Origin of the sequence: Saccharothrix carnea (assembly GCF_003014735.1) — a bacterium.
Taxonomy (GTDB): domain Bacteria; phylum Actinomycetota; class Actinomycetes; order Mycobacteriales; family Pseudonocardiaceae; genus Actinosynnema; species Actinosynnema carneum.
On the sequence record NZ_PYAX01000008.1, the window covers coordinates 49255 to 74519 of the forward strand.

General features: G+C 71.6%; 27 protein-coding genes and 1 pseudogene. 19 read left to right on the plus strand and 9 right to left on the minus strand.

The window, feature by feature from the left end; all coding sequences use genetic code 11:
* The first annotated feature begins 5 nt into the window (after nt 1–5).
* Nucleotides 6–983 (plus strand): sensor histidine kinase, encoded by a 978-nt coding sequence (locus B0I31_RS23890; protein WP_106617620.1) that lies wholly within the window; start codon nt 6–8, stop codon nt 981–983.
* A complete protein-coding gene (locus tag B0I31_RS23895; RefSeq protein WP_106617621.1) occupies nt 980–1636 on the plus strand; it encodes a response regulator in 657 nt (218 codons plus the stop codon). Before B0I31_RS23890 ends, B0I31_RS23895 begins: the two co-directional genes overlap by 4 nt.
* Here the strand turns inward: B0I31_RS23895 and B0I31_RS42650 are convergent.
* Nucleotides 1606–2388, minus strand: a complete 783-nt coding sequence (locus tag B0I31_RS42650) for a MerR family transcriptional regulator (RefSeq protein ID WP_281262313.1) — start codon at nt 2386–2388, stop codon at nt 1606–1608. The genes B0I31_RS23895 and B0I31_RS42650 overlap by 31 nt on opposite strands.
* 105 nt (nt 2389–2493) lie before the next feature.
* Here B0I31_RS42650 and B0I31_RS23905 point away from each other — a divergent pair, with 105 nt between their 5' ends.
* Nucleotides 2494–3390, plus strand: a complete 897-nt coding sequence (locus B0I31_RS23905; RefSeq protein ID WP_106617623.1) for an ABC transporter ATP-binding protein — start codon at nt 2494–2496, stop codon at nt 3388–3390.
* Nucleotides 3387–4238 (plus strand): ABC transporter permease, encoded by an 852-nt coding sequence (locus B0I31_RS23910; protein ID WP_106617624.1) that lies wholly within the window; start codon nt 3387–3389, stop codon nt 4236–4238. Before B0I31_RS23905 ends, B0I31_RS23910 begins: the two co-directional genes overlap by 4 nt.
* A gap of 31 nt (nt 4239–4269) precedes the next feature.
* Here B0I31_RS23910 and B0I31_RS23915 read toward each other — a convergent pair whose 3' ends face one another.
* Nucleotides 4270–5202 carry a hypothetical protein gene (locus B0I31_RS23915; protein ID WP_106617625.1) on the minus strand — a complete coding sequence of 311 codons (933 nt, stop codon included), beginning with the start codon at nt 5200–5202 and terminating at the stop codon, nt 4270–4272.
* A gap of 261 nt (nt 5203–5463) precedes the next feature.
* Nucleotides 5464–6102, minus strand: a complete 639-nt coding sequence (locus B0I31_RS23920; protein ID WP_106617626.1) for a hypothetical protein — start codon at nt 6100–6102, stop codon at nt 5464–5466.
* Nucleotides 6103–6119: 17 nt separating this feature from the next.
* Between B0I31_RS23920 and B0I31_RS40770 the strand changes: the two genes are divergently transcribed.
* The 5 genes from B0I31_RS40770 (at nt 6120) to B0I31_RS23940 (ending at nt 10213) form a co-directional block, all read left to right on the plus strand.
* Nucleotides 6120–6293: a hypothetical protein gene (locus tag B0I31_RS40770; RefSeq protein ID WP_181320306.1), complete on the plus strand. Its 174-nt coding sequence runs from the start codon at nt 6120–6122 to the stop codon at nt 6291–6293.
* A 76-nt stretch (nt 6294–6369) separates the two neighbouring features.
* Nucleotides 6370–7860, plus strand: coding sequence for an amidase (locus tag B0I31_RS23925; protein ID WP_106617627.1), 1491 nt, complete (start codon nt 6370–6372; stop codon nt 7858–7860).
* Between the two features lie 34 nt (nt 7861–7894).
* Entirely contained in the window at nt 7895–8749 is an 855-nt protein-coding gene (locus B0I31_RS23930) for an NAD(P)-dependent oxidoreductase (RefSeq protein WP_106617628.1), read from the plus strand.
* 485 nt (nt 8750–9234) lie between these two features.
* On the plus strand, nt 9235–9747 hold the full coding sequence (locus tag B0I31_RS23935) for a hypothetical protein (RefSeq protein ID WP_146173917.1): 513 nt from the start codon (nt 9235–9237) through the stop codon (nt 9745–9747).
* 109 nt (nt 9748–9856) lie between these two features.
* Complete coding sequence (locus B0I31_RS23940; protein WP_106617630.1) at nt 9857–10213, plus strand: DUF6292 family protein; 357 nt, start codon at nt 9857–9859, stop codon at nt 10211–10213.
* 150 nt (nt 10214–10363) lie between these two features.
* Here B0I31_RS23940 and B0I31_RS23945 read toward each other — a convergent pair whose 3' ends face one another.
* The 4 genes from B0I31_RS23945 to B0I31_RS23960 all read right to left on the minus strand — a co-directional run bounded on the left by B0I31_RS23945 (nt 10364) and on the right by B0I31_RS23960 (nt 12692).
* The gene (locus B0I31_RS23945) at nt 10364–10936 is read right to left on the minus strand and encodes a hypothetical protein (RefSeq protein ID WP_106617631.1); all 573 of its coding nucleotides are present in this window, start codon (nt 10934–10936) and stop codon (nt 10364–10366) included.
* 5 nt (nt 10937–10941) lie between these two features.
* Nucleotides 10942–12102 carry an L-histidine N(alpha)-methyltransferase gene (locus B0I31_RS23950; RefSeq protein ID WP_106617632.1) on the minus strand — a complete coding sequence of 387 codons (1161 nt, stop codon included), beginning with the start codon at nt 12100–12102 and terminating at the stop codon, nt 10942–10944.
* A 43-nt stretch (nt 12103–12145) separates the two neighbouring features.
* Complete coding sequence (locus tag B0I31_RS23955) at nt 12146–12382, minus strand: hypothetical protein (protein WP_106617633.1); 237 nt, start codon at nt 12380–12382, stop codon at nt 12146–12148.
* Nucleotides 12383–12512: 130 nt separating this feature from the next.
* On the minus strand, nt 12513–12692 hold the full coding sequence (locus B0I31_RS23960) for a hypothetical protein (protein ID WP_106617904.1): 180 nt from the start codon (nt 12690–12692) through the stop codon (nt 12513–12515).
* Nucleotides 12693–12811: 119 nt separating this feature from the next.
* Here B0I31_RS23960 and B0I31_RS23965 point away from each other — a divergent pair, with 119 nt between their 5' ends.
* The 8 genes from B0I31_RS23965 to B0I31_RS24000 all read left to right on the plus strand — a co-directional run bounded on the left by B0I31_RS23965 (nt 12812) and on the right by B0I31_RS24000 (nt 21130).
* Complete coding sequence (locus tag B0I31_RS23965; protein ID WP_146173918.1) at nt 12812–13231, plus strand: hypothetical protein; 420 nt, start codon at nt 12812–12814, stop codon at nt 13229–13231.
* A 121-nt stretch (nt 13232–13352) separates the two neighbouring features.
* Nucleotides 13353–13787, plus strand: a complete 435-nt coding sequence (locus tag B0I31_RS23970; protein ID WP_106617635.1) for a hypothetical protein — start codon at nt 13353–13355, stop codon at nt 13785–13787.
* A 151-nt stretch (nt 13788–13938) separates the two neighbouring features.
* Entirely contained in the window at nt 13939–14970 is a 1032-nt protein-coding gene (locus tag B0I31_RS23975) for a GDSL-type esterase/lipase family protein (protein WP_245950323.1), read from the plus strand.
* A 139-nt stretch (nt 14971–15109) separates the two neighbouring features.
* Entirely contained in the window at nt 15110–16108 is a 999-nt protein-coding gene (locus B0I31_RS23980) for an efflux RND transporter periplasmic adaptor subunit (protein WP_245950325.1), read from the plus strand.
* Nucleotides 16105–16842, plus strand: a complete 738-nt coding sequence (locus tag B0I31_RS23985; protein WP_245950327.1) for an ABC transporter ATP-binding protein — start codon at nt 16105–16107, stop codon at nt 16840–16842. The genes B0I31_RS23980 and B0I31_RS23985 overlap by 4 nt, the downstream gene beginning before the upstream one ends.
* A complete protein-coding gene (locus B0I31_RS23990) occupies nt 16839–18146 on the plus strand; it encodes an ABC transporter permease (RefSeq protein ID WP_181320308.1) in 1308 nt (435 codons plus the stop codon). Before B0I31_RS23985 ends, B0I31_RS23990 begins: the two co-directional genes overlap by 4 nt.
* 507 nt (nt 18147–18653) lie before the next feature.
* Entirely contained in the window at nt 18654–19466 is an 813-nt protein-coding gene (locus tag B0I31_RS23995; protein ID WP_106617638.1) for a nitroreductase/quinone reductase family protein, read from the plus strand.
* Between the two features lie 155 nt (nt 19467–19621).
* Entirely contained in the window at nt 19622–21130 is a 1509-nt protein-coding gene (locus B0I31_RS24000) for a chymotrypsin family serine protease (RefSeq protein ID WP_245950328.1), read from the plus strand.
* Between the two features lie 1066 nt (nt 21131–22196).
* Here B0I31_RS24000 and B0I31_RS24005 read toward each other — a convergent pair.
* On the minus strand, nt 22197–22994 hold the full coding sequence (locus B0I31_RS24005) for a family 16 glycosylhydrolase (protein ID WP_106617639.1): 798 nt from the start codon (nt 22992–22994) through the stop codon (nt 22197–22199).
* Nucleotides 22995–23227: 233 nt separating this feature from the next.
* Entirely contained in the window at nt 23228–23800 is a 573-nt protein-coding gene (locus tag B0I31_RS24010) for a TetR/AcrR family transcriptional regulator (protein WP_106617640.1), read from the minus strand.
* Nucleotides 23801–24001: 201 nt separating this feature from the next.
* Here B0I31_RS24010 and B0I31_RS24015 point away from each other — a divergent pair.
* Together B0I31_RS24015 and B0I31_RS42960 are read left to right on the plus strand one after the other, a co-directional pair.
* Nucleotides 24002–24802: pseudogene (locus B0I31_RS24015) on the plus strand (S1 family peptidase); the annotation flags it as partial.
* Nucleotides 24803–24889: 87 nt separating this feature from the next.
* A complete protein-coding gene (locus B0I31_RS42960; protein ID WP_342751503.1) occupies nt 24890–25168 on the plus strand; it encodes a proprotein convertase P-domain-containing protein in 279 nt (92 codons plus the stop codon).
* The last annotated feature ends 97 nt before the right edge of the window (nt 25169–25265 follow it).

Below are 25265 nucleotides of genomic sequence, written 5' to 3' on the forward strand. Positions count from 1 at the left end.
GCACCATGCGCAACAGCACGGTCCTCGCCGCGCTCGCACTCGCGGGCCTGGTCAACGGGCTGGCCACGGACGTGCTGCCGGTGTGGCGGCAGTTGCTGTACCCGACCCTGGCCGTGCTCGTCCACCTGCACGGACGGCACCTGCCGGTGCGCCGAGGCGAACTGGTCATGGCCGCCGTGGGCGCACTCGGTGTGGCAATCGCCGCCGTGCGGGTGTGGGAAGGCGTCGGGGCCTTGGCGAGCCTCGGCCTGTTCGTGGTGCTGCCGTGGCTGGCCGGTCGGTTCCGGCGGCAGCAGGCGGAGCTGATCGCGGTGGGACGGGAGCGGATCGTGCAGCTGGAACGGGCACAGGAACTGGTCGCCGAACGGGCCCGGCTGCGCGAGCGTGCCCGGATCGCGGCCGACATGCACGACTCGCTCGGCCACGAACTGGCGTTGATCGCGCTGCGCGCCGGTGCGCTGGAACTGACCGCCGACACCGAGCCCACCCGCCGGGCCGCCACCGGCCTGCGCGAGTCGGCGGTGACCGCCTCGGAGCGACTGCGGCACACAGTCGGCGTGCTGCGCGAGGGCACCACCACGTCCTTCGAGCCACCGGACGAGACCGTGCAGGCTCTGGTGGCACGGGCAGCGGAAGCAGGCCTGCCGATAACCCTGACCGGCGACTGGGCGGCCCTGCCCGGCGAATGCACGCCACTCCCACCCCTCATCGACCGCGCCGTGCACCGTGTCGTCCAGGAAGCGCTGACCAACGCCGCCCGGCACGCGCCCGGCGCACCCGTCACCGCGCACCTCGCCCTGACCACCGACCACGTGCAGGTCACCGTGTCCAACCCGGTCGCCCAACCGCCACCGCCCGGCGCCGGCAGCGGTTTGGCGGGCCTGGCCGAACGGGTCCGGCTGCTCGGTGGCACGCTCCGACCGGGCGCGCACGACGGCCGGTTCACCGTGACGGCCCGACTGCCGCGGGAGGGTGGGGCATGATCCGGGTGCTGCTCGCCGACGACGAGGCGATGGTGCGGGCCGGGGTGAAGGCGATCCTCGACACCGACCCCGGCATCGAGGTGGTCGCCGAGGCCGCCGATGGGCAGGAGGCGGTCGAACTCGCCCGCGTGCACCAGCCGGACGTCGCCCTGCTGGACATCCGCATGCCCCGCCTGGACGGCCTCGCCACCGCCGCCGAACTGCGGCAGACCGTGCCGGACGTCGCCATCGTCATGCTCACCACGTTCGACGAGGACGAGTACGTGGCCCGCGCGCTGGGCGAGGGCGCAGACGGGTTCCTCCTCAAGGCCGCCGACCCGAGGGAACTGCTGATCGGCGTGCGCGCGGCCGCGGACGGCGCGGCCTACCTGTCACCCAAGATCGCCCGGCGCGTGGTGGCCGGCCTGCGCGGCGGTCGCCTCACCCGCCACGACCAGGCGCGCCAACGGGTCGCCGCCCTGACCGTACGTGAACGCGACGTGCTGGCCCTGGTGGGGGAGGGGCTGTCCAACCAGGACATCGCCCGCCGCCTGGCCGTCGCCGAGGGCACGGTGAAGGCTCATGTCAGCGCGATCCTGCAACGCCTGGAGGTGACCAACCGCGTCCAGGCCGCGATCATCGCCTACGACGCGGGGCTGACCACCGCCAGGTAACCGTGCAACGCCGCCGCGCCCTCCAACATCGCCCTGGCCCGCCGCCCCAACTCGACCTCCCGCGCGGTGATGGCCGCCCGCAACGCCTCCGCACCACCCGAACTGCGGAACTCGTCCATGATCGGCTTGATCGCGGGCAGCGGATACCGGCTCTGCCGCAGCATCGCCACCAGACGCGCGTCACGGACCTCGGTCGGCCCGAACCGCCGGTGCCCGTCGCGGTCACGCCCCGGCGCCAACAACCCGGCCGCCTCCCACACCCGCAACGCCGAAGGCCGCACACCGAGCCTCGCGGCCAACTCCCCAACCCTCAACCCGGCCCGCGGCACGCCGACGGACCGCCGCCCTGCCTCCACCCTCACCCCCGCCTCCCGCGCCACCCCCACCGCCTCCGCCCCCACCTCTCGCCCCACGCCCGCCGCCTCCCGCGCCACCGCCTCCAATGCCTCCGCCGTCGCCCGCAACCCCAGCCGCTGCCCGTGCGCCGCCGCGTGCTCCGCGTCCACCCGTGCCACCGCGGCGTCCGACGAGCCCGCGTGCACCAAGCGCATGATCGCCTTGGCCGCCTCCCACCCGTACCCGCGCCCCAACGCCCGGTACGTCGTCAACGCCCGCCGGTGCCGCTCGTCGAACACCCGGTACCCCGCCGGCGAACGTTCGGCCGGCGGCAGCACCCCGGCGTCGAGGTAGTTGCGCACCTGCTGGGCCGAGATGCCCGCGGCACGGGCCAGATCCACCGGGCGAAGCCCCACCGCACACTCCTCCACGTTCAACGGGAATTTGAAGGTTATCCGACCTCTTCCAGCTACCACTCCCGAAAACCTTAAACGTAGGACTTCAACGATACGGTTGAAGTCATGGAAACCGGCGACAACCAGCGGAAACCCCGCGTCGTGCGCACGCGCGACCTGCGCATGCGGTACGGCTCCACCGACGTGCTGAAAGGCGTGGACCTGACCGTCGAACGAGGCGAGGTGGTGGCGCTGCTCGGCCCCAACGGCGCGGGCAAGACCACGACCATCGAGATCCTGGAGGGCTTCCGCAAGCGGTCCGGCGGCGACGTCGAGGTGCTCGGCGTCGACCCGGACCACGGTGACGAGGCGTGGCGGGCCAGGCTGGGCGTGGTGCTGCAGTCGTGGCGCGACCACGGCCGGTGGCGGGTGCGCGAGCTGCTGTCCTACCTCACCCTCTTCTACCGGCCGTACCGCGAGCGGGTGTTCGACCCCGACGAGCTGATCGGACTCGTCGGCCTGACCGACCACGCCGACCGGCGGATCGGCACGCTGTCCGGCGGGCAACGGCGGCGGCTGGACGTCGCGGTCGGCCTGGTCGGGCAGCCCGACCTGCTGTTCCTGGACGAGCCGACCGTCGGCTTCGACCCCGAGGCGCGGCGCGGGTTCCACGAACTGGTGCGCCGCCTGTCCGGCACCACCATCCTGCTCACCACCCACGACCTGGCGGAGGCGGAGAAGCTGGCCGACCGCATCGTGATCCTGGTGTCCGGCCGCGTCGTCGCCGATGGCACGGCGGCACAGCTGGCCGCCCGGATCGCCGGCAAGGCCGAGGTGCGGTACCGCCTGCACGGCGAGGAGCACGTGCTCTCGGTCGCCGACTCCACCTCCTACGTCCGCGAGCTGTTCGAGGAGCACGGCAAGGCGGTGGACGACCTCGAAGTGCGGCGCGCGAGCCTGGAGGACGTGTACCTGGCGCTGGTGCGCGAATCCGAGCACAAGTCCGAGGCGGTGGTCGCGTGAACGGGCGTGCCGTGGCCGTGCGCGCGGGGGTGCGTCGCGGCCGCATCGAGTTCCGCCACACCATGACCAACGCGGGCGAGCTGGTGGGTTGGCTGTGGTTGCCGGTCGTGGCGCTGATCGCGATGTACGCGTTCGGCGACGGTCCGGTGCCCGGCGTGGACTTCCCGTTGGGCGCGCACGCCGTGCCGGGCATCCTCGCGATGAACGCCGTGTTCACCGGCCTGATGGGGTTGGCGATGGCGCTGACCATGGACCGCGAGGACGGCACGCTGCTGCGGGCGAAGGCCACGCCGAACGGCGTGCTCGCCTACGTCGTCGGCAAGGTGCTGGGCAAGGCCGCGTTGACGGTCGCCGTCGTCGTGCTCGTCCTCGTGCCCGCGATGCTGCTGTTCGACGGCCTGCGACCCGGCCGGGCGTCCACGTGGGTGAACCTGGTGTGGGTGCTGGTCCTCGGCCTGCTCGCCGTCCTGCCCCTCGGCGCGATCGTGGGAGCGCTGTTCGGCAACACCCAGAGCCTCGGCTTCGTCACCCTGCTGATCATGGGCCTGGTGGCGGTGTCGGGCGTGTTCTACCCGATCACCGCCCTGCCGGGCTGGGTGCAGTGGATCGGCCAGGCGTTCCCGCTGTACTGGCTGGGACTCGGCCTCCGGTCCGCCCTGCTGCCGGACGCACTGGCCGCCGCCGAGATCGGCGGCTCGTGGCGGCACCCGGAGACCGTGATCGCACTCGGCGCGTGGACCGCGCTCGGCCTCACCCTGGCTACCGTCGTCCTGCGCCGCATGGCCCGCCGTGAATCGGGCTCCTCCGTCGCCGCCCGCCGCGACCAGGTGGCCCAGCGGCTCGACTAGGCCGTGCGCGTGCGCCGACCACGATCACCGCTCAGCCGAACAACGTCGACAGCTCCCCACGCTGCGACGCGGCGAGCACCCGACCCACCCGGGCATCCGACGTGGTCGGCGCGAGCACCCGCACCACCCCGGTCTGGTCGGCGGGCTGCTCCACCGACGCACCGCCCAGCACCTCCGACCACGGCGGGGCCTCCAGGTTCGTCCGCACGAGGTCCATGAGCGCCTTGGGGTTCTCGTCCGGCACGCAGACGACCTCGGTCGCCTCCCCGTCCGGCGTCGTCCGCACCCCCGCCGCCACCGGCAACCCGCTCTTCGGCTTGCTGATCACCGCCGCCGACACGTCACCGAGGCACCGCGCCAGCTCACCGATCATCGGGTCGTCGGCCAACGACTTGTCCCCGGGCGCCTCGGTGACCCACTTCAACGCCTCCCCGCTGACCGACCGCCGCACCGCCCCCGACTCCACCCGGACCCGCTGGAACCCGGTCACGATCCCGGCCTCCGCCAACGGCCCGTCCGGGTCGATCCCGTTGTCCTCCCCGGTGACCCAAGTCCCCGAAGCCTCCCGCCGCCCACCCAACCCGGCGAGCTTCCCCTCCACCGCCGCCACGTCCACCTCCATCCGCAGCACAGCCGCCCACGTCGGCGGCTGCCCCACCCGCAACGCCGTCGTGGCCTCGGCCGGGTCGAACCCCACCAGCTCGGGCAACACCGGACTGTGCCCGGCGAGATCGGAGTACCCGTAACCCAGCAGGCCGCGGAAGCGCTCAGCGTCCTTGCCCGACAACGCCCGCACCGCCGCCACGTCGCCGTACTCGACCAGCACGGACGACTCGGCAGTGGCCCGAACCCCCGCCAGCGCGCCCAGCAACCCCGTCTCGGGCGCGCCCTGCGGCACCCCGGCCTCCGCAACGCACCCGGTCAACAGGACAGCGACCAACGCCACGCTCGAACGCTTGTTCACCAACCGAATGCTAGGGCGGCAACCACCCCCACACGCCCCTTTTCAACGAAGCCACCACCCGCTGCCCACCCCGCCTAACCGCGCGAACACCACCCCCGCCACACCACCCCCGCTCACTGCTGCCACCGAGCGCCTCCCCGACACCTGCCCACGCCTCCCCGCCGCCGGGCCGGCCGTTTTCTCCGGCTAACGTGAGAAATGCGATGTGGGTTGTCAAAGGTTGCATTCTTCGCCCAATCGAGTGAGTCGAGCGACCCCTGCTCACTCCACCGGTATCTCCACCGCGATCTCCTCACCCAATCGGGCACCCCCGGACAGGTCCAGTTCATCCCCGCTCCAGAACCGCCCCGGGTCGTACCAGTTCGCCCGACGCCCAGCCGGCAGCAACCCCATGGCCTCGTACGTCACCGCGACCACCTCCGCGCAATACGCCGTCTCCAAAGACGCCGCCTCCGAAGACCTGCGCAAGTTCGGCAACCGCCCCCGCAGCCACCGCGAAGCCAACCGCGCCGTGGACGGGAACGGCGTCCCGTTGAGCCGCGCCACCGTCTGCAGCACGGCATCGTCCTCCTCACGGGTCGTCGCCCGGTCGAGTTGCCGCAGCCACGCCCGCTGCCCGTACTTGCGCGCCCAAACCAGCACCGCGTCCCGCAAGTCGTGCAACTGCACGCCCCGGTGGTGCGTACCGGTCCACACGTCCGGCAGCGAGCGGCCCAGTTCGGCGTGCCACATCAACGGCGGCAGATCCTCGACGGCGACCGTCATGCCCACGTGGTTGACCGGGCTGTTCGTGGTCACCCGGATCGCACGGTCGGCGACCGAGCTGCCGCGGAACAACCACACGTCACCGGTGCGGGTCAGGTCGACCGCCTCGTCCAGACCGATCTTCGTTCCAGCCATCCCGGTAGCCTAGGCAGATGCGCTGGTGGAAGCTGCTCGGTCTGGCCGGTGTCGCGGGTGTCGCCGCGACGGGAGTGGTGATCGCACGCGCGGAACGCAAGCGCCGCGCCTACACACCCGACGAGATCCGCGAACGCCTGCACGCCCGCGTGCGCGAAGCCGCCACCCGCGAGAACGACGCGGGCAACTGATCCGCGACACCCGGAACCGAAGCAGCCGACCAACGGCGGGTTGACCGGGACCGGTCCCCGGGTCTGGGCTACCACCATGCGATCCCTGCTCGCGGCCCTGCTGTGCGTGCTCGTCATCGCACCGCCGGCCAACGCCCACACCCGCCCGGTCCCGAACCTGGACGCGGCCACCATCCCGCACCTGATCCGCCGGATGGACGCGGGCACCCTCACCTCCGTCGACCTCACCCGCGCCTACCTGCGCCGCATCGACACGGTCGACCGCAAGGTCCGCGCGGTCGTCGCGGTGAACCCCGGAGCACTGGCCCAAGCCGCCGAGAGCGACCGCAGACGCAAGCAGGGACGCGCCAGAGGCCCGATGGACGGCATCCCGGTCCTGCTGAAGGACAACATCGACACCAAGGACCTGGGCAACACCGCCGGTTCCCGTGCCCTGCGCGTGCCACCGCGCGACGACGCCGAACTGGTGCGCCGCCTGCGTGCCGCCGGCGCCGTGGTGCTGGGCAAGACGAACCTGTCCGAGTGGGCGAACTTCCGCTCCACGTCCTCCACCTCCGGGTGGTCGGCGGTCGGCGGCCAGACCAACAACCCCCACGTGCTCGACCGCAACCCGTGCGGGTCTTCGTCCGGCTCGGGCGCGGCGGTGGCGGCGTCGTTGGCGCAGGTCGCGGTCGGCACGGAGACGGACGGCTCCATCGTCTGCCCCTCCGGTCAGAACGGCATCGTCGGCCTCAAACCCACGCTCGGCCGGGTCAGCGGCGACGGCATCGTGCCGATCTCGTCCCACCAGGACACCGCCGGCCCGATGGCGCGGCACGTCGTGGACGCGGCGATCCTGATGTCCGCGCTGGAGGGCGAGGGCGTCGACTACGCGTCCGACCTCGGCTCGGCGACGTTGCGCGGCAAGCGGATCGGCGTGTGGCGCAAGGCCGGACGCAACGCCGAGGCCGACCGGGTCGTGGGGGCGGCGGTGGACGTGCTGCGACGGTCCGGTGCCGTGGTGGTGGAGGTCGAGCTGCCGTACCAGGAGCAGGTCGAGGCCGCCGAGTTCCCGGCGCTGATCACCGAGTTCAAGCACGACCTGGAGCAGTACCTGAAGACCCGGCCGGGCGTGCCGCGGACGTTGGTCGAGCTGATCGCGTTCAACGAGGCCGACCCGGTGGAGCTGGACAAGTTCGGGCAGGAGCTGTTCGTCGAGGCGGCGAAGGCACCGCCGGTGACCGACCCGACGTACGTCGAACAGCGCCGCACCGCGACCACGCTCGCCCGCCGTTCGATCGACGAGGTGCTCGCGGCCCACCGGCTGGACGTGATCATGGCCCCGACGAACGGACCGGCGTGGCGGACCGAGTACGGCACCGGTGACGCCTTCGAGCTGGGGTCCTCGACGCCCGCGGCGGTGTCCGGCTACCCGAACGCGACCGTGCCTGCCGGGTTCGCGGGGCCGTTGCCGATCGGCGTGTCGTTCATGGCGGGTCACCGGGCGGACGCGACCGTGCTGCGCTTCGCCGCCGCGTTCGAACGAGCCGCGCACGCCCGCCGGGCACCCACCTACCTGGCCTCATGATGCGGTCCACCGTCCTTGGTGGAATCTTGGGGCCATGCGCGTGGTGGTGTTGGGAACGGGTCTGATGGGCGCCGGGATGGCGCGGAGCCTGCTGCGGTCCAAGGTGGACGTCGTGGTGTGGAACCGCAGCGTGGCCAAGGCGCGTTCGCTGGCCGACGACGGCGCGCTGGTCGCCGACGACCCGAAGAGCGCGGTCGTCGGCGCGGACGTCGTGATCACCATGCTGTTCGACGCCGACGCGACCGCGGGGGTGATGGCGGAGGCGTTGCCTTCGGTCGGGCACGGCGCGGTGTGGGTGCAGTGCGGCACGGTGGGGCTGGCCGGCGTCGAGCACTTGGCGGAACTGGCCGCGACCTACGGCGTGCCGTTCGTGGACGCACCCGTGCTGGGTACTCGTGCGCCCGCCGAGCAGGGGAAGTTGACGGTGCTCGCGGCCGGGCCGGTCAGCTTGCGGGAGGTCGTCGCGCCGGTGTTCGACGCCATCGCGATCCGCACGGTGTGGGCGGGTGAGCGCGCGGGCGACGGGCAGCGGCTGAAGCTGGCGGCCAACTCGTGGGTCCTCTCGATCACCGCCGCGACCGCGCAGGCCGTGGCCTTGACGCGGGGGTTGGGGCTGGATCCCGACGCGTTCCTCGAGGCGATCGCCGGAGGTCCCGTGGACAGCACGTATGCGCAGGTCAAGGGCCGATCAATGATCGACCGCGAGTTCCCGCCGTCGTTCGGGGTGGACGGGGCGGTCAAGGACAGCGAGCTGATCCTGGCCGCGATGGCGGCGACGGGGATCGACGACCGGCTGATGCGGGTGCTGAACGACCAGTACCGGATGGCGGCCGAGCGGGTGGGGGAGGGCGCGGACATGGCGGCCGTGATCGAGGCGTTCGGACCTTGAGCGGGTGTCACACGACTGGGCGAAGAGTGCAACCTTTGACAACCCAAATCGCATTTCTCACGTTAGCCGGAGAAAACGGCCGGCCCGGCGGCGGGGAGGCGTGGGCAGGTGAAGTTGAGCGGTCTCTGCGGGAGGCACTGCGGGTGGTCTGAGACGGGCACTTGAGGCCGATGAGTGGCCGCGGGTCCAAGGCTGAGGCCGATGAGTGGCCGCGGGTCCATGGCGCGTGCAGGGCCATGGCGAGCGCAGGCCCACTGCGGGCGCGGTGGGCGAGGATCCATGGCGGGCGCGCGGGCATGGCGGGCACGTGGGCATGGCGGGCACGTGGGCGCGGTTGGCGGGGGCGTGGCGGTCGGGGGCTGGGTCTGAGGGCCGGGGCTGGGCTGGGGGTGTCCAGGGCCGGCAGGTGGGAGCTACCGTCGAACCGGGTACCAGTGGGTGACGGGTGCCGGTCGGTGGAGGTGGGCGGTGTGGGGTCGGGTGGGGTGATCGCTGCCGCGGCGTTGGCCGGGGCGGTCGCGGTGGGTGCGGGTGGGGTGGTCCCGGACGATCCGGACGAGATGTGGCGTGACGCCGGGCTCCGCGTGGTCGATCGGGTGACTCGGGCCGATGGTGAGTGCGTGTCCCACTCGTTCGGGCAGGTGCGGGAGTTGTTGCAGGCGGTGCCGTGCGTGGCGTTGGACCGGATGTTGCTCACCGTCACGGACGACAGGGGTGGGACGGCGGTCGTGTTCGTGGCCTGGGTGGAGTTCGACGACCGTGACAAGGCGCGGGAGTTCAAGCGGGTCGAGGACATCCACGGGACGGGTGACATCACGCCGCTGTCGGGCTCGTTGCTGAGGATCGCGGACGTCCCGTTCACCGCGCACAACTACGACTCCGACCTGGTCGACGGCGTCACGGTGGTGATCGCGGAGGCGGAGAACGTGGCCGGTGGGTTCACCTCGGAGTACTTGGACGACATCGCCGGGGTCGCGGTCGGCACGCCACGTCCCTGACCAACAATCCGGACGTCCGGGTTTCGAAACCCCACGGTCGGGCTACCCCGGATCGCGCCGCGTGGTCGGCGTGGACCGTGAACCTCGGGGGCGGGGATGGTGATGCGTGATGGAGTGGGAGATCGATGACGAGAGCGCGGTACGCGCGCTGCTGGCCTACGTCTCGGACGTGACGCGGGCGCTCGGGCTGAGCGGCGAGTCTTCGTGCGTGCAGGCCGACACCTCGCGGTTGGGTGCCTACCTCGCCCTCGACGGTCACCTGCCGGGGTTCTCCGACCGGGACGTCGCCCTGCTGTGGGAAGAGGGTCGGGGCTGGTCGGTGGCGGTGGAGAGCGACAGTGCCGAGCCGCCGTTCGTGCTGGCCAGGCTGCGCGGACCGGTCCGGCCGGAGCCCGTGGCGGTGGCGCGGTGGGTCGCTCGACTGAACCTCGTGCACGACGACCGCGAACTCCTGGCCGCGAGCTGACCGCCGGTCAGGCGCCGAGCATCGACCAAGCGCTGAGCGCCCGGCCAAGCCGGCCGAGCGCGAGCGTCGGCCGGGCGCCAAGCGCCGGTGAAGCGCCGAGCCAAGCGCCGAGCGCGAGACAAGTGCCGAGCGCCGGCCGGGCGCCGAGCGTCAACGCCGCACGGGTAGCCCGCCGAGGGTGGCCTGTGCCTCGTCCAGCAGCGTCCGCACACCCTGGAAGAAGCTGCTCGCGCTGTGCAGCGCGGCGTGGAACTGCTCGGCCTTCTCGTCGGACGGGCTGGTGAACACGAGCATCTCGGTCAGCTCCAACCGCCGGTTCACCGACGCCACCGCCGTGCGCCACCGGTGCAGCAGGTCGATCAGCTCGGCGTCCCGGTGCGGGCTGAGCGCACCCGACGACAACGCCGAGTCGACCGCCGATTGCACCAGCCGCGGGTACACCCGCCTGCCGCGCGAGCTCGACGCGCTGAACGCCTCACCGTCGAGCGTCTCCCGGTTGCGCGCCATCTCCAGCCTGATCGAGTCGAGCGCCTGCTTGCGCTGCTCCCGCTGCGTCGCCCACCGCTCGGCGAAGATGCCGGTGATGCCCGCGAGCAGCGCCAGCGAGTTCACCGCCGGTTCCCACCGCTCGCCGGGCGGCGACACGACGAACCAGCTCAACCCCAGCGCCATCGCCACCGCGAGCGCGCCGAACGTGAGCGCCGTGATGGCGATGCGGGTCATCGGCGTCAGTTCTCCCAGATGACGCGGGCCACGTCGTCGTCCGGCCTCGGCGCGGGCACCGGCTCACCGGGCGCGAGCAGCAGCAAGTCCATCCCGAAGCCCTGGGCCGAACGCGGCACGGCGAAGTCGGAGTGCGTGCCGGTGACCTTGCGCATCCCGGCCGCGCGCACGATCGGGTCCAACGCCTTGCGCGCGTACTTGCGGGTCAGGTACAGCCGGATGGTGTCGCGGTCCGGGAACGCCACCCTGGTCCGGTCCGGCAGCATCATCAGGATGTCGTCGCCGGTCTGGTTCTGGTAGACGACCTTCACCTTCAACGCCCGGTCGCCCTCGACCGAGCCGCGGAACTGCACGGCGTCCACGTTGATCGTCAGGTCGGTGTTGTGCAGCAACGCGCTGGTCACGAACTCGCGGTAGGCGCGGCTGCGGGCGTATTCCTCGACCGCGTCGCGGGCCAGGTCGTCGCTCAACGCCTCGGTGGTGGCGACCTCCAGCAGGAACAGGTCCTGCGGCCGGACCAGCGCGGTCAGGTTCGCGAGCAGTTCGTCGTCGTGGTCGAAGTTCGCCAGCGTGTTGCCCAGCAGCGAGTACAGCACCGGCTCGTCGCCGACCAGCCGGTGGACCAGTTGCCGCAGCTCGGCCAGGTTGTCGGTGATGGAGAAGTCCAGCTGCACCGGCACCACCCGGTGCCCGCGCAGGCCGACGCGGTGGGTGGCCTCCTGGGTGCCGAGCCGCAGCATTTCCGAGCTCATGTCCACGGGCAGGTAGAGCAGCCCCGGGTTGCGCTCGAGCAGGTGCTCCAGGATCAGCCGGTCCTTGTGCCCGGTGCCGACGCCGAAGCTGACGTGGTGGAAACCCTCGCCGATCCGGCCGCGCACCCGGCCCCACCGGCGGGTGAACGAGTCCAGGCTCTGCTTCATCACCAGGTAGAACGGGTCGGCGCAGGCGTGCGCCCAGGCGATCGTGGGCCCGATGCCCCAGTAGGCGTAGCCGGAGGTGATCTGCTTGCCGTCGCCGTTGGACGACGGTTTGCCGAGCAGGTCGCCGGTCAACGCGGCCAGCTTGTCCCGCTGGTCCTCGCCGACGAGCACCAGCGACCAGGCGAAGTCCGACTCGTCGATGGCCCTGGCCAGGTCGCCGACCAACCGCCCGTCGCTCGCCGTCACTCGGCTGCCTCCTCCGCTGTGGTCCGCCCGTGAAGCTTACCGATCACCACCGACAACCAGCCGGCTTTTCGCTACGGCGGGTGAGCCGGTGGCCACGCGCAAAGCCCTCGCCGGGACGGTTCCGCACACCTGCCACCTCGGTCAGCCCCACGACCTCGCCAGTGGCCTCGTCCACGGCCGCCACCACCCGCTGCTCCACGTCCTCGGCACGCGGCTCCGCCTCGTTCTCCGGCACCCGTTCGACCGTCCACTGTGGAAGGGCGAGCTCGGTCGTGCCCATCGGCGCGTCGTGTCCCCTTCACCCCGTGTGCGGCCACCGCAGCACCGCCGTCGCCCGTTTTCCTTTCCTGGCAAAGAAAAAGGGGCCGCGGGCACTGTGCCCACGACCCCTAGGGGACGGCCGCCGCGCTTCACCGGGAAACCGGTTGCAGCTCGCGGCCCGACGCGGCCAGGTGTTCCCACGTCCGGCCGCGCTGGCTGGGCGGCGCTTCGCCGTCCGCCGTGCACGTCGGGTACACCAGGCCGTACGGGACGGGTTGGTGGAAGAGGTCTCCGCTGCGGATGTCGATCAGGTCCCGCGACTGCGCCATCACGACCTCCCGACACAAGAGGTTGAGGTGCCCATGATCCTGCTCCTCGTCGAACCGGTGGGGACCTCTCGAATACCCCGTGAGCTGCACTGATATGCCCGATTCGTTGCTGCGTAAGAGTGAACTCGGCAGTCACCGCCCGCGGTGGGCGGCTCCCGGTCCGGCGCTTCGGGATGGTGCTCGACGACCTGCGCGCCCTGTCCAGCGGCCGTCCGCTCGTCGCCGAGGGGTGGGGTCTGCGGCCGGAAGTCGTCGCACCGCCGCTCGCCGACCCGCGGCAGGCCGTGTTCCTGGTGCCGACCGAGGCGTTCCGGCGACGCCGGCTGCGTGACCTGCCCAGGGCGGCGCAGGTGTCCGCCGAGGTGAGCGACCCGGACCGCGCACAGGCGAACCGGCTCGAACGGGACCGCCTGCCGGCCGCGGACGTGGTGGACCGGGCCCGGGAGCACGGGCTGCGCGTGATCGAGGTCGACGGCCGGCTCAGCGTGGGCGGCCTGACCACGGTCGTGGCCGACCACTTCAGCCCCTGGCCGGGCTGATCCGAGGCACCGTGGACCCCGCCGCCCGACCGGGGGTGCGGCGGGGGCCCACGGCGGCCTCTCTCCATCACCGCTGCTTTCCGTTCGACAACAGGACACCGCCCACCGCAGGATGGGCGCCATGCCCGACATCCCGACACCGAGGCTGGTCGCGCTCTGGGCGGCCGTGGACGCCGTACCCGTCGAGGACGCGCCCGGCTGGGCCGCGCACTGGCTGGTCGCCGGGCACGACGGTGACGACGTGCGCACGCTCGCCGGCCTCAGCGGCAAGCACGCCGGCGAAGTCCGCGACGTGCTCCCGGCCGCGTTGGCCGACTGCGGCGCGTCGATCCCGTCCGCCGACGTGGCCACCGCCGCGCTGTCCTTCACCCGCGTCGCCCGGATGTTCACCGACGATCGGGCCGGCTACCGGTGGGCGGCGCAGAAGGCCGCCGAGATCGTCGAGGACTCGCCGACCCACGCCGTCGCCGGGCTGCCGCTGAGCACGCTGACCGACTCCTCCGACGAGGCCGAGGTGTCCCGGGCCTGCGCCGAGCACCTCGCCACCTGGGGCTGATCGCCGCCACGCTCCTCTGTGGACGACCCGCCGGCGGCCTGCGGACAGCCGAAGGCCCGGCCAAAGCAGCCGATCGGACGTTGTCGGCGCGTTACGCGCGCCCTACGGTCGGATGACGTCCGATCGACGGCAACACCCTTGGAGGCCTGCGGTGTCGCGGAAACAGGTTGGCGCCGTCGTCGGCGCGCTCTTGCTCACCGGCTCCACCTTCCTCGCGCTCCCCGCCACGGCCGGCGCCGTGGACGACCGGCAGACCGCCGTCGTGTCCCTGGGCGACAGCGCGATGTCCGGCGAAGGCGCCGGGTCCTACGAACCGGGCACCGAAGGCCAGAACGGCAACTGGTGCCACCGCTCCACCCAGGCCATGGTCCACCGCACCCAGCTCGCCGACCGGACGTTCAACCTGGCCTGCTCGGGCGCGGACTCGGCCAACGTGTCGCTGGCCGACACCGTGCACTACACCGAGGGCTCCCAGGCGCGGCGGCTGATCGACATCGCCCGCCAGTACCGCGTCACGACGGTCGTGGTGCAGGTCGGCGCGAACGACGACGTCCGGTTCGCCGACACCATGGTCGACTGCGTCGCCGCGTGGGTGAACCCGTTCGGCCCGAGCTGCCGCTCCGCGCTGGAACGCGAGTGGCCCGGCAGGCTGGCCGGCATGGCGCCGAAGGTCGAGAACGCCCTGCGCGACGTCCGCACCGCCATGACCCAGGCCGGGTACGCCACCTCGTCCTACAACCTGATCCTCACCTCGTACGCCTCGCCGGTGACCGAGAAGATGGACCGCTACCTGCACGGCCCGCAGGGCTGCCCGCTGCGCCTCGCCGACGCCGCCTACGGCCGCACGGTCGCCGTGCCGCAGCTGTCCGAGGCACTGCGCGGCGTGGCGACCCGTGCGGGCGTGAAGTTCCTCGACTTCTCCCGCGCCACCGAGAACCGCGAGGCGTGCAGCAAGGGCGAGAGCTCCGCGGGCGAGTGGCAGCGCAGGCTGACCGTCGACCCCTACGCGTTGGTGACCGGCGGCCTGGACGCCATCGGCCTGCACCTGGCCCAGCAGTCGTTCCACCCGAACGCAGCCGCCCACGCGCAGCTCGGCCGCTGCCTCACCGAGTTCGTCAACGGCGGCACGGGCTCGGCTCGCTGCCTCGCCGGCGCCGACGGCAACCTGCACGCCGTCGCATAACGCCCTGACCACCGCGAATCGCTCCCACCCCAGCCGAGGTGGGAGCGGTTTCGGCGTTGTCACGCAACCCCGATCAGCCCGCCGGCGTCATATGGGTAAATTGGCGAGACCGGATAGGGGAATCGCTTTGGGGGGACCGGTGTCCGAAAAAACCTTCGTCCGCGTGTGCGGACTGGTCGCGGCGGTGCTCACCGCGGCCGCGTGCACGTCGACCGGCGCCGAGCCGCTCAACCCGGAGTTGGCGCCACGCGGCACCGTGCAGACCACGGCCAAGCCGACCAGGCAGGACCTGTCGAACAAGGTCGGCCTCACCGGCAAGGTCACCATGAACCCGCTGTTCGGCGTCGTCGCGCCGGTCGCAGGCGAGGTGCGCTACTGGACCGTGCCCGAACCGACCGGCACGCCGACCAAACCGACCCGGATCGCCACGGTCTGGCTGGACGGCAAGCCCACCAACGTCGACGTGCCCGCCGGCTCCACGTTCGGCGGACGCCTGGTCGACGACCGCGCCAAGGTCACCGCGGGCATGCCGATCGCGTCGGCGAAGTACGCGGGCTACGGCATCGTCGCCGACCTCGACGGCGAGCAGGCCTACCAGATCTCCGACGCCGCGCAGGGCACCGTGCAGGCGCAGATCAAGAACGGTCCCGGCCCGTTCCCGTGCACCCTGCTCGGCACGATCGCGGCACTGCCCGAGGGCACCGTCCCCGCGCCGCCGCCCGTGCCCGACACCGAGGCCACCGGCGCCGACACGCCCGCGCCGCCACAGCCGCAGCAACCGCAGGCGCCCGGGAACTCCTCCGAGCCGACCGGCCTGCGCCTGGTCTGCACCGCGCCCGCCGACGTCAAGCTGATCAACGGCGCCACCGCCACCCTCGAACTGGTCACCGCGTCCGCGCGCGACGCGCTCGTCGTCCCGGTCGAGGCGGTCGCCGGCGGCCAGGGCAAGGGCAAGGTCGACGTGGTCGCCGCGGACGGCTCCAAGCAGACCACCGACGTCGAACTCGGCCTCACCGACGGCAAGGTCGTGGAGATCAAGTCCGGTCTCACCGGCGAGGAGACCCTCGCCGTGCCCGGCCCGAACCTGCCACCGGGCGAGCCCGCGGGCGGCCCGATCCCGTCAGGGGTCGGCAAGTGACCACGTCACCGCTGCTCGTGCCGCCGCCCCCGGCGGCACCGCCGTTGATCCACCTCACCGGCGTCACCAAGACCCTCAAGGGCCAGGACCAGCCGCGCACCATCCTCGCGGGCGTCGACCTGACCGTGCACCCCGGCGACAGCGTCGCCATCCTCGGCCGCTCCGGCTCCGGCAAGAGCACCCTGCTCAGCCTGATCGGCCTGTTCGACCGGCCGGACGGCGGCCAGTACCTGCTGGGCGACCGGGACATCACCCGCATCCCCGAACGCAAGGCCGCCGCGCTGCGCAGCGCCGAGTTCGGGTTCGTGTTCCAGCGCTTCTTCCTGCTCAAGCACCTCACCGCGGCGCAGAACGTGGCCATGGCGCTGGTCAACGGCCAGGGCTGGCTGCCGCGGCGCAAGCGCAAGGCCAAGGTCCTGGCGGCACTGGAACGCGTCGGCATCGCCCACCTCGCCAAGCACAAGCCACCCCGCCTCTCCGGCGGCGAACAGCAACGCGTCGCCATCGCCCGCGCCCTCGTGCGCGAACCCCGGATCCTGCTCGCCGACGAACCGACCGGCGCCCTCGACACCGAAACCGGCAACCTCGTCGTCGAAGTGCTGCGCCAGGCCACCGACGTGGGCTGCGGGCTCGTCCTGGTCACCCACGACCACGACCACGCGGCGAAGATGGGCCGCGTGCTGCACCTGTCGGACGGCCTGCTGCGGCCCGCCGGACAGCGGGTGGTCGCGTGATCAGGCTCTCGGGCAGGCTCCGGGCGTCGCTGATCATCGGCGGCCAGGGCATCCGGGCCCGCAAGCTGCGCACGTTCCTGTCCATGGTCAGCCTGTTCCTCGGCGTCCTCGCCGTCGTCGTGGTGCAGGCCGGCGCGGAGATCGCGAACCGCGCCATGCTCGCCGACATCGAGCTGTACCAGGGCAAGGACGGCACCCGGCAGATGTACCTGTCGCCGGAGGGCCAGACCGTGCCGGTCGCGTTGGAGGTGCTGCGGGGCCGCACCGACGCGGTCGCCATGACCAGCACGCGGGCGATCATCGGCGAACCCGGCGTGAAGCCGATCAACGAGGGCGGCGGGCCGATCGACCAGCCCGGCGGCTACGGCCCGTCGATGATGTGCGACGCCAACGGCTGCTACCCGATCGACGACGGCACCAGCGGCGCACCGCCCGGCCAGGCGGTGGAACTGCAACTGGTCGGCCTGACCGGCGACATCCGCCAGTTCCGGCCGTTCCGCCCGTCACAGGGCCGGTGGCTCGACTTCGGCGGGCAGCCGTCGCTGTCACCCGGGCTCGTGCTCAACGAGGAAGCCGCCAAGGCCTTCACCCGCTACCACGTGCCCGCCGAGATGAGCGTCGACGGCGCGACCGCCAACCCGACGCCGCGGATCGTCGGCGTGATCGACGACGGCGGCTACCAGCCCACCGCCTACGTGCGCTCCGACGAGCTGATGAACTGGCTCCCGACGACCAGCCTGGGCGACACCAGGTCAGGGCCGGGCCTGCAGGTGCTCATGACGCCGTCCGCGGTCGAGGTCGAGCACGTGCTGCGCGCCAGGCTGGTCGCCGCGGGCACGCCCGCCGACCAGGTCCGCGTCACCACGGTGGAGACGCTGAAGCAGAGGTCCACCGAACTGGCGCTGATGCGCTGGATCTTCCTCGGCATGGCTGCGCTGGTGCTGCTGATCGGCGTGGCGGGCATCCTCAACGTCGGTTTGGCGACAGTCGGCGAGCGCATCGAGGAGTTCGCGCTGCGCCGGGCAGTCGGCACGCCCCGGCTGCTGCTGGCCGGCATCGTGCTGGCCGAGACGCTGCTGACCGGCCTGCTCACGGCGGCGTTGGCGATCGGCGCGGGCGTGGTGGGACTCCAACTCGCGCTGACGGTGTTCGGCTCGCGGTTCCCGTCGCTGGAAGGCACGGCGTTCCCGTGGCAGGCGGGCGTGGCCGGGGTGATCGCGGGCCTGGTGGCCGGCATCCTCGGCGGCCTCGTCCCGGCGCTGCGGGCGGCCCGCATCCCGATCGCCACGGTCATGCGCGCCTGAGCCCGGTGCCGCCGACCGGCTCCAACGCCGTCCCCTCGCCCGCCACCGCGTACTCCACGCCGTGCGGGCAGGGGGGCGGACGGGGATGGCGTCGGAACCGGGGGGCGTGCGCGTGGACACGACAGAAATAGGCCACGGGGCACGTCACCGGTCGTCGCACAAAGGCAGAAGTTGCCCGACTGCGCATTCACCGGATAAGCTCACGCCCGTGACTGCCGGGTCGGCCATGGGCCATCAGCGAGAGAGTCACCCGGCCAAGGTTTGACCGCCGGGTGGGCCAGAGGCCCGCCGCACGCCAGGGTTTCCCGGGTTTCCGCGCAGGTAGGCGCGACGCACCCGTTCTCCCACACCAGCGCTTCGGCGCACACACGCGCTTGCCCTTTTTGTCGCGATCCCCGTCCCGGGGACCGCTGTGGCCGCGCGCCTCCACAAAACCTTCACCGAAAACCACGGCGCCATTCACCCGTGGTGATCCGGTCATGCCCAAAATCAGGAGACGAACCGCAGATGGATTTCAACCAGCAGGTGATCGACGAGTTCCGCGCCAACGCGGGCCGCGTCGGCGGACCCTTCGAAGGAGGCAGGCTCATCCTGCTGACCACGACCGGCGCCCGGACCGGCGCCCGGCACACCAACCCCGTCGGCTACCTGCCAGACGGCGACCGGATCGTCGTCATCGCCTCCGCCGGCGGCTCACCACGACACCCCGACTGGTTCCACAACCTGGTGGCCGACCCGGTGGTCCAGGTCGAGGACGGAGTCTTCACCTACGACGCCGAGGCCACCGTGCTGGACGGCCCGGAACGCGACGAGCTGTGGGCGCGGGCGGTCGAGTCCGACCCCGGCTGGGCCGAGTACCAGGCCAAGACGACCCGGCGGATCCCCGTGGTGGCGCTGAAGCAGGTGTCCGGCGGGCCGCCGAACGCGTCGACCTGGGGCGCGGCGCTCAAGCTCGTGCACGACGCGTTCCGCCGCGAACTGGACACCATCCGCCGTGAAGTCGCCTCGTCCCAGCCGACCCTCGGCGCCCAGCTCAAGGTCAACTGCCTGACCGCGTGCCAAGGACTGAGGTTCCACCACACGGCCGAGGACACCGGCACGTTCCCCGCGCTGCGCGAGCGGTTCCCGGAACTGGCACCCACGCTCGACCGCCTCGGCGCCGAGCACGAGCACCTCGCCGCGCTGTTGGCGCGGCTCCAGCAGACCCTCGAACGCGGTGACGCCGCGACGCTGCGCTCCGATGTGGACGGGTTGATCGACTCGCTGGAGGCACACCTGACCTACGAGGAGGAGCAGCTGATCCCGTTCCTCGACGCGTGACGTCAACCGATCCGGTGACACAGCGCCGTCGATGACAACCGATCGCCCACGCCAGGACATGTAGTCAGTAGAACCACCCGTCCTCGCCGGCTCGACCGAAGTCGTCAGTCCACATCAGGTTGAATAATCATGTTTCCGATCCACCGAGCAAGGAGATGTCCGTGGGTAGAGCAAGGGGCTTGGGGGCCCTGGTCGCCTCGCTGGTCGTCACGGCGACCGCGCTGAGCGCGACCGGGGGAGCCACCGCCGCGCCGACGGCCCGCACCACGCTGAACCCGGCGGCGGTCGCGGAGTCCGTGCGGTACCTCGTCGACAGCTACGGCGTCAGCGAGCGGGAGGCGCTGCGCCGGCTCGAACTGCAGAACGAAGCCGTGCGGCTGGACCGCGTGCTGCGCACCGAGAACGCGGCCGAGTACGGCGGCATGTGGCTGGACCAGACCACCGGCGAGCTGGTGGTGGCCATGACCGACCTGGCCGCCGCGGACCGGCACCTGAAGGACGTGCCGGACCGCGAGCACGTCCGCACGCAGCCCGTGCGGCACTCGTTGGCCGACCTGACCGCCGCCAAGAACCGGATCGCCGCCAAGGTCGGCGCCGGAGCCGACGCGGTGTATTTGCCGGCGGTCAACGAGCGTGACAACGAGGTCGTCCTGTGGGAGCGCTCGTGGGTCGCGGGGGAGAAGGCGTCGGCGGCGCAGGAGGGTGACGCGGCACGGCGGGCGCTGGCCGACGAGACCGGCAAGCCGGGCGGGTCGGACCGGTCCGGTGGGTCCGGTGGGTCCGGCGTGACGGTGCGGGCGAAGGTCCTGCCCAAGCCGGAGCCGATGTCCGCCACCTATCCCGACGTCGGCGTGTGCCACCCGGTGTCCTGCGTGAACCACGGCCCCATGCGCGGCGGTCTGCGGCTGGACATGAAGCGGGACAACGGCACCTGGGGCGGCTGCACCGCCGGCTTCAACCTGCGCTCCACCGGCGGCGGCCACCCCAGCAAGGCGTGGGTGCTCACCGCGGGCCACTGCATGGCGACCAAGACCAACAACACGCCGACGCAGCACAACGGCGTGCCGGTGTTGCAGCAGCACGGCATCGAGAAGAACTCGTACCCGTACGACTACGCGGCCGTGCTGTACGTCGACACCCCGACCCGCCACACGTGGCTGGAGAACCACACGGGCCGCAACCGCGTCCTCAAGTACTGCCGCAACGGTGGCGCGGACAGCAACGCCGACACCCCGTGCGGCGAGCAGGCCACGTCGGTCGACGAGTACATCACCGGTATCCACCCGCTGTCCGAGGTCAAGGCGGGCTGGGTGGTGTGCGCGTCCGGTTCCGGCGCCAGCTCCGTCGACTACCCGGGCATCGTCGACAGCGGCGCCGGCGCGGGCTACCTCGTGGGCACCCGCTGCGGCCGCGTCCTGTCCACCGACGTCGGCATCAACACCGACATCTGCGCCCGCCCGGGTGACAGCGGCGGCCCACTCTTCAGCCAGGTCGACCACACGGCGCTGGGCATCCTGGAAGGCAGCCAACAAGCCCGCCACGGCGTCTGCTACGCCGGTGAGCTGAACAACTACGTCCCGATCGACACGATCCTGACCGACCTGAACTCCCACTACGCCGCCATGAGGGCCAAGTTCGCCGTAATCACCACCCCAAACGGCTAACCGACCCACCCCCAACAAACCCCACCCCAGACGGCCCGCCTCCCCTCCACAGGACAGGCGGGCCGTCCCCTCCCACCTCCTCGCCACCCACTCCCAGCCCGACCCCACCTCACCGACCCCACCTCACCCCTCCCAGCCCCTCTCCGCCCCCTCCAACCCTCGTGCCACCAACTCCCACCCTCTTCACACCGGCGGCCCCCTCCCACCGCCTTCGACCGCCCACCTCGCACCCTCTTCACCCCACAACCGCCCTCCCACCTCCGCCGGCTACCCACCGCGCACTTGTCTCGCGCCGCCGCCGCCCTCCCGCCGCTGTCGGCTGCACGCCTCGCACTCGCCTCGTGCCACAGCCGCGTTCCCGCCGCCGGCTACCCACCTCACCGTCCTTGCGCCACAGCCGCCCTCTCGCTGCTGTCGGCTGCACGCCTCGCGCACCACCTTGCTCGCGCCACTGTCCGGGCGCCCTCTCCTCGCGCGGCCAGCGCCCTCTACCCGTTGGTCCACCTGTCATCCCCATGACCAACCCAGCCCGCATCCAGCCCACCACCAAGCCATCCAGCCCAGCGACCAAGCGCACGGGCGATCCGGTGACGACCAAGCGGCGATCTCAGGCGGGCGATTCGGCGGCCCCAAGCGGGCGATCCGGTGGCGCGTGGCTGGCGTGCGCGAACCCCCACCAGCGTGCGCTTCCACCCGCAGGCACGCCGCGAGCCCTTCGGTCGCGGCCGACCCGAGCTGTGACCGCCCTTGAGCTGTGGCCCGAGCCGCCACTGATCGCGAACGGACCGCAGGTCTGGGGCAAGGGCTGCCCACATGCCGCGCGCCGTGCCTTGCCGCCTCCTTCTTTCCCGGCAACGTCAATGGTGCGCTGAAAGTTTCCCGGTGATGTCACCCATCGGGGTGGTCATCGGTGTGCCCGGCCACGGTGGGCCGGCGCGGGTGAAGGTTGGCAGCGGCGCGTTCTATCTTGCACGTGGTGGCTGAAGGTGCAAGTCGGTCCTAAGTGGTCCTCGTCGGCGAGCCCGGGGCGAGCGGGCTCGCCGACGAGGTGGTGGGTGCACCGAGGTCAAGCGCGAGTGCGGCCTACGTAGAGGTTGCGTGCGCGGTAGAAGGTGTCGGTGGTTGGGCCGGATGTGCCGGAGGAGCCTTCCATCTGCAGGTTGATGATGATCCACATCGGCTTGCCGACGAAGTTCGCGCCCCGGTGCTGGCCGACCCACGCGCCGTCCAGGTAGTAGTGGATGTCCACGTCCGTCGCACTGACCTTGGCGATCCACGCCCGATAGGTGTGCCAGGACCCCGGTGACGACACCGGGCGAATGGTGTTCGACCAGCCGCCCGAGGCGTTCTTGTACGTGTTGAACCAGTTCCGCGCGTCACCCTTGTACTCCAGGATGTCGCTCTCCGGCGGCCACGAGTTGGCGCCCGTGAGCCAGAACGCGGGCCACGTCCCCCGTGTCGACGGCGCCTGGAACTCGCCCCTCACCTCCCAGTTCGGGAACCGGTCGTCGACCAGCACGTGCTGCTTGGCGTGCACCGCACCGGAGTGGTAGCGGATGGGCAGGTGCGGGTCGGCCGAGCTGTTGCCCTCGTCCCAGTTGATCCGGGTCGCCTTGATGACCAGCGTCGACCCTTCGAGGTACACGTGGTTGTGGTCGGACGCGCTCGCATACATGCGGGCCGTGCCGTTGTGGTCAGAACCCCACGGGTAGCGGTAGTTCCAGACCGATTCCAGGGTGCTGTAGTTCGCGAACGAACCGTTGATGACGGTCTCCCAGGCGGCAGCCCGGCCGAGCCCGGACGTGCCAAGGGCGGCCAGTCCGGCGCCACCGGCCACCAGGAGACCGCGTCGACTCACTGTCACGGGAAAGCCCTTTCCTCGACGTCGTTGACGAGGCGGTGTCGACTCCCGAACGTAGGGACGACCCGGTCCGGCGTCAACGGGCGCTGGGCGGCCCCCGAGGGGCGAGCGGCCGTCTGGAACTCGGCCACCACCGCGAAACGACACCACCGTGACGTAAGTGCCGCGCTCCCGAACGCACCACCGGGTCGAGCCTGATCAGCCACTCACCACCAAAGCCGGGTGCACGCCAGGCTTCAGTAGTGGCGGATGCCCTTGGCCAGCGTCTTCGCCCACGGCGCGTCGACCGCGTCCGCGTCCACCGCCACCACCAAGTGGCACAACATCCCGCGCGCGAAGAACTCCTGCACCTGCTCCTCGCTGCCATCGGACATGCCGCGCACGTACTCGACCGTCCGCGCCACCCCGCGCTGGACGACCTCGCGCACGGCCGGCTCGGAGATCGCCGCGCACTGGGCGTGCATCTGGACCCGCAGCAGCGTGTTCTCCTCCGAGATCAACCGGGCGTAGGCGTCGCCCATCGCGTACAGGACCGCCTCCGGCGAGCTGCCCTTGGCCGCCGCGACACCGTCCGCGAGGCTTTCCCTGATCCGCGCGAAGCAGTGCTCCACCACGGAGAGGAACAACGCCTCCTTGTCGGGGAACAGCCGGTAGACGTAGGCCTGGGAGATCCCGGCGGACTTCGCGACCTCGCCGGTGGTGGTGCCGTAGTAGCCGCGCGCGGCGAACGCGCCCAGAGCGGTGCGCAGGACCGTCTCGCGACGTTCCTCGGCGGTCGACAGGCGACGTTCGCTCGATGCTGCAGGCATGAGTGTAATCAACCACTCACACCTCCCGAAGTCAAGCCGGCGCCGGACCGCACAAGTCCCGTCGATCGACGGATTGTGAGCGGACGGTCCACCGAGGACGATGAGTCGCCGGCAGAGGGGCCGGCTGGATAGCTCCCAGCGATCTCGACGTCCGGCCACCCTGCGTCCGCACACCTCGGCCGGGCGCGGGAAGGATCAACCGTGCGCGACTCCGTCAGAAAGACGCTTGCCCTCGGTGTGGGCATCGTCGCCGTGCTGGCCGCCTTCGGCGGGCAGGCGGTCGCCGCTCCGCCGCCGCCGGACACGGGCACCCCCACGCCCATGGTCGTCGGCGGCACCCAGGCCACCAAGGGCGAGTTCCCCTGGATGGTCCGACTGTCGATGGGCTGCGGCGGGTCGATGCTGACCGACCAGCTCGTGCTGACGGCGGCGCACTGCGTCACCCGCACCGGCAACAACACCTCCATCACCGCCACCTACGGCGTGGCGGACCTGCAGGACACGTCGCGCGTCACCCGCACGTCGACCTACGTGCACCGCTCGCCCACGTATGCGACCGCCACCGGCGGCGACTGGGCGATCATCAAGCTCGCCAGCCCGATCACCGGCGCGGCGCTGCTGCCCATCGCCACCACGGCGACCTTCAACACCGGCGTGTTCACCGTCGCCGGCTGGGGCGCCACGCGCGAGGACGGCGCCCAGTCCCGTTACCTGCTCAAGGCGAACGTCGACTACATCGACGACACCACGTGCAAGAACTCCGGCGCGTACTACGCGGACCTGATCCCGGCCGCCGAGCTGTGCGCGGGCGTGCCCGCGGGCGGTGTCGACACGTGCCAGGGCGACTCGGGCGGCCCGATGTTCCGCCGCGACAACAGCGGCGCGTGGATCCAGGTCGGCATCGTCAGCCACGGCAACGGGTGCGCGCGGCCGGGCAACCCCGGCGTCTACACCGAGGTCAGCACCTTCGCCGCGGCGATCAACCAGGCGGTGGCCGACCTCGGCGGCACGCCGCAGCAGCCCGGCAAGGTCTTCGAGAACCTCACCAACGTGACCATCCCGGACGCGGGCACGGCCGTCTACAGCAACGTGACCGTCGCCGGCGTCACGGGCAACGCGCCGTCCACCCTGAAGGTCGGCGTGGACATCAAGCACACCTGGAGCGGTGACCTGGTGATCGACCTGGTCGCGCCGGACGGCTCCACCTACCGGTTGAAGAACTCCAGCAGCTCCAGCACGCCCAACGTGGTCACCACCTACCTCGTGAACGCCTCCTCCGAGGTCGCCAACGGCACGTGGCGGCTCAAGGTGCAGGACGTCTTCGACCAGGACACCGGCTACGTGGACGCCTGGCGGCTCACCTTCTGACCAGAACACCAGAACCCGCACCACCGACGACCGCGCGCCGAGCACTCGGCGCGCGGTTTGTCATCTGGATGCCGAAAGTCCTTCGGTAAATGTGCTC

Excerpts from the sequence above, each read along its gene's own strand:
- B0I31_RS23890 (WP_106617620.1), top strand. The coding sequence starts at position 6 with ATGCGCAACAGCACGGTCCTCGCCGCGCTCGCACTCGCGGGCCTGGTC.
- B0I31_RS23895 (WP_106617621.1), top strand. The coding sequence starts at position 980 with ATGATCCGGGTGCTGCTCGCCGACGACGAGGCGATGGTGCGGGCCGGG.
- B0I31_RS23905 (WP_106617623.1), top strand. The coding sequence starts at position 2,494 with ATGGAAACCGGCGACAACCAGCGGAAACCCCGCGTCGTGCGCACGCGC.
- B0I31_RS23920 (WP_106617626.1), bottom strand. The coding sequence starts at position 6,102 with ATGGCTGGAACGAAGATCGGTCTGGACGAGGCGGTCGACCTGACCCGC.
- B0I31_RS40770 (WP_181320306.1), top strand. The coding sequence starts at position 6,120 with ATGCGCTGGTGGAAGCTGCTCGGTCTGGCCGGTGTCGCGGGTGTCGCC.
- B0I31_RS23925 (WP_106617627.1), top strand. The coding sequence starts at position 6,370 with ATGCGATCCCTGCTCGCGGCCCTGCTGTGCGTGCTCGTCATCGCACCG.
- B0I31_RS23930 (WP_106617628.1), top strand. The coding sequence starts at position 7,895 with ATGCGCGTGGTGGTGTTGGGAACGGGTCTGATGGGCGCCGGGATGGCG.
- B0I31_RS23940 (WP_106617630.1), top strand. The coding sequence starts at position 9,857 with ATGGAGTGGGAGATCGATGACGAGAGCGCGGTACGCGCGCTGCTGGCC.
- B0I31_RS23945 (WP_106617631.1), bottom strand. The coding sequence starts at position 10,936 with ATGACCCGCATCGCCATCACGGCGCTCACGTTCGGCGCGCTCGCGGTG.
- B0I31_RS23955 (WP_106617633.1), bottom strand. The coding sequence starts at position 12,382 with ATGGGCACGACCGAGCTCGCCCTTCCACAGTGGACGGTCGAACGGGTG.
- B0I31_RS23960 (WP_106617904.1), bottom strand. The coding sequence starts at position 12,692 with ATGGCGCAGTCGCGGGACCTGATCGACATCCGCAGCGGAGACCTCTTC.
- B0I31_RS23970 (WP_106617635.1), top strand. The coding sequence starts at position 13,353 with ATGCCCGACATCCCGACACCGAGGCTGGTCGCGCTCTGGGCGGCCGTG.
- B0I31_RS23995 (WP_106617638.1), top strand. The coding sequence starts at position 18,654 with ATGGATTTCAACCAGCAGGTGATCGACGAGTTCCGCGCCAACGCGGGC.
- B0I31_RS24000 (WP_245950328.1), top strand. The coding sequence starts at position 19,622 with ATGTCCGTGGGTAGAGCAAGGGGCTTGGGGGCCCTGGTCGCCTCGCTG.
- B0I31_RS24010 (WP_106617640.1), bottom strand. The coding sequence starts at position 23,800 with ATGCCTGCAGCATCGAGCGAACGTCGCCTGTCGACCGCCGAGGAACGT.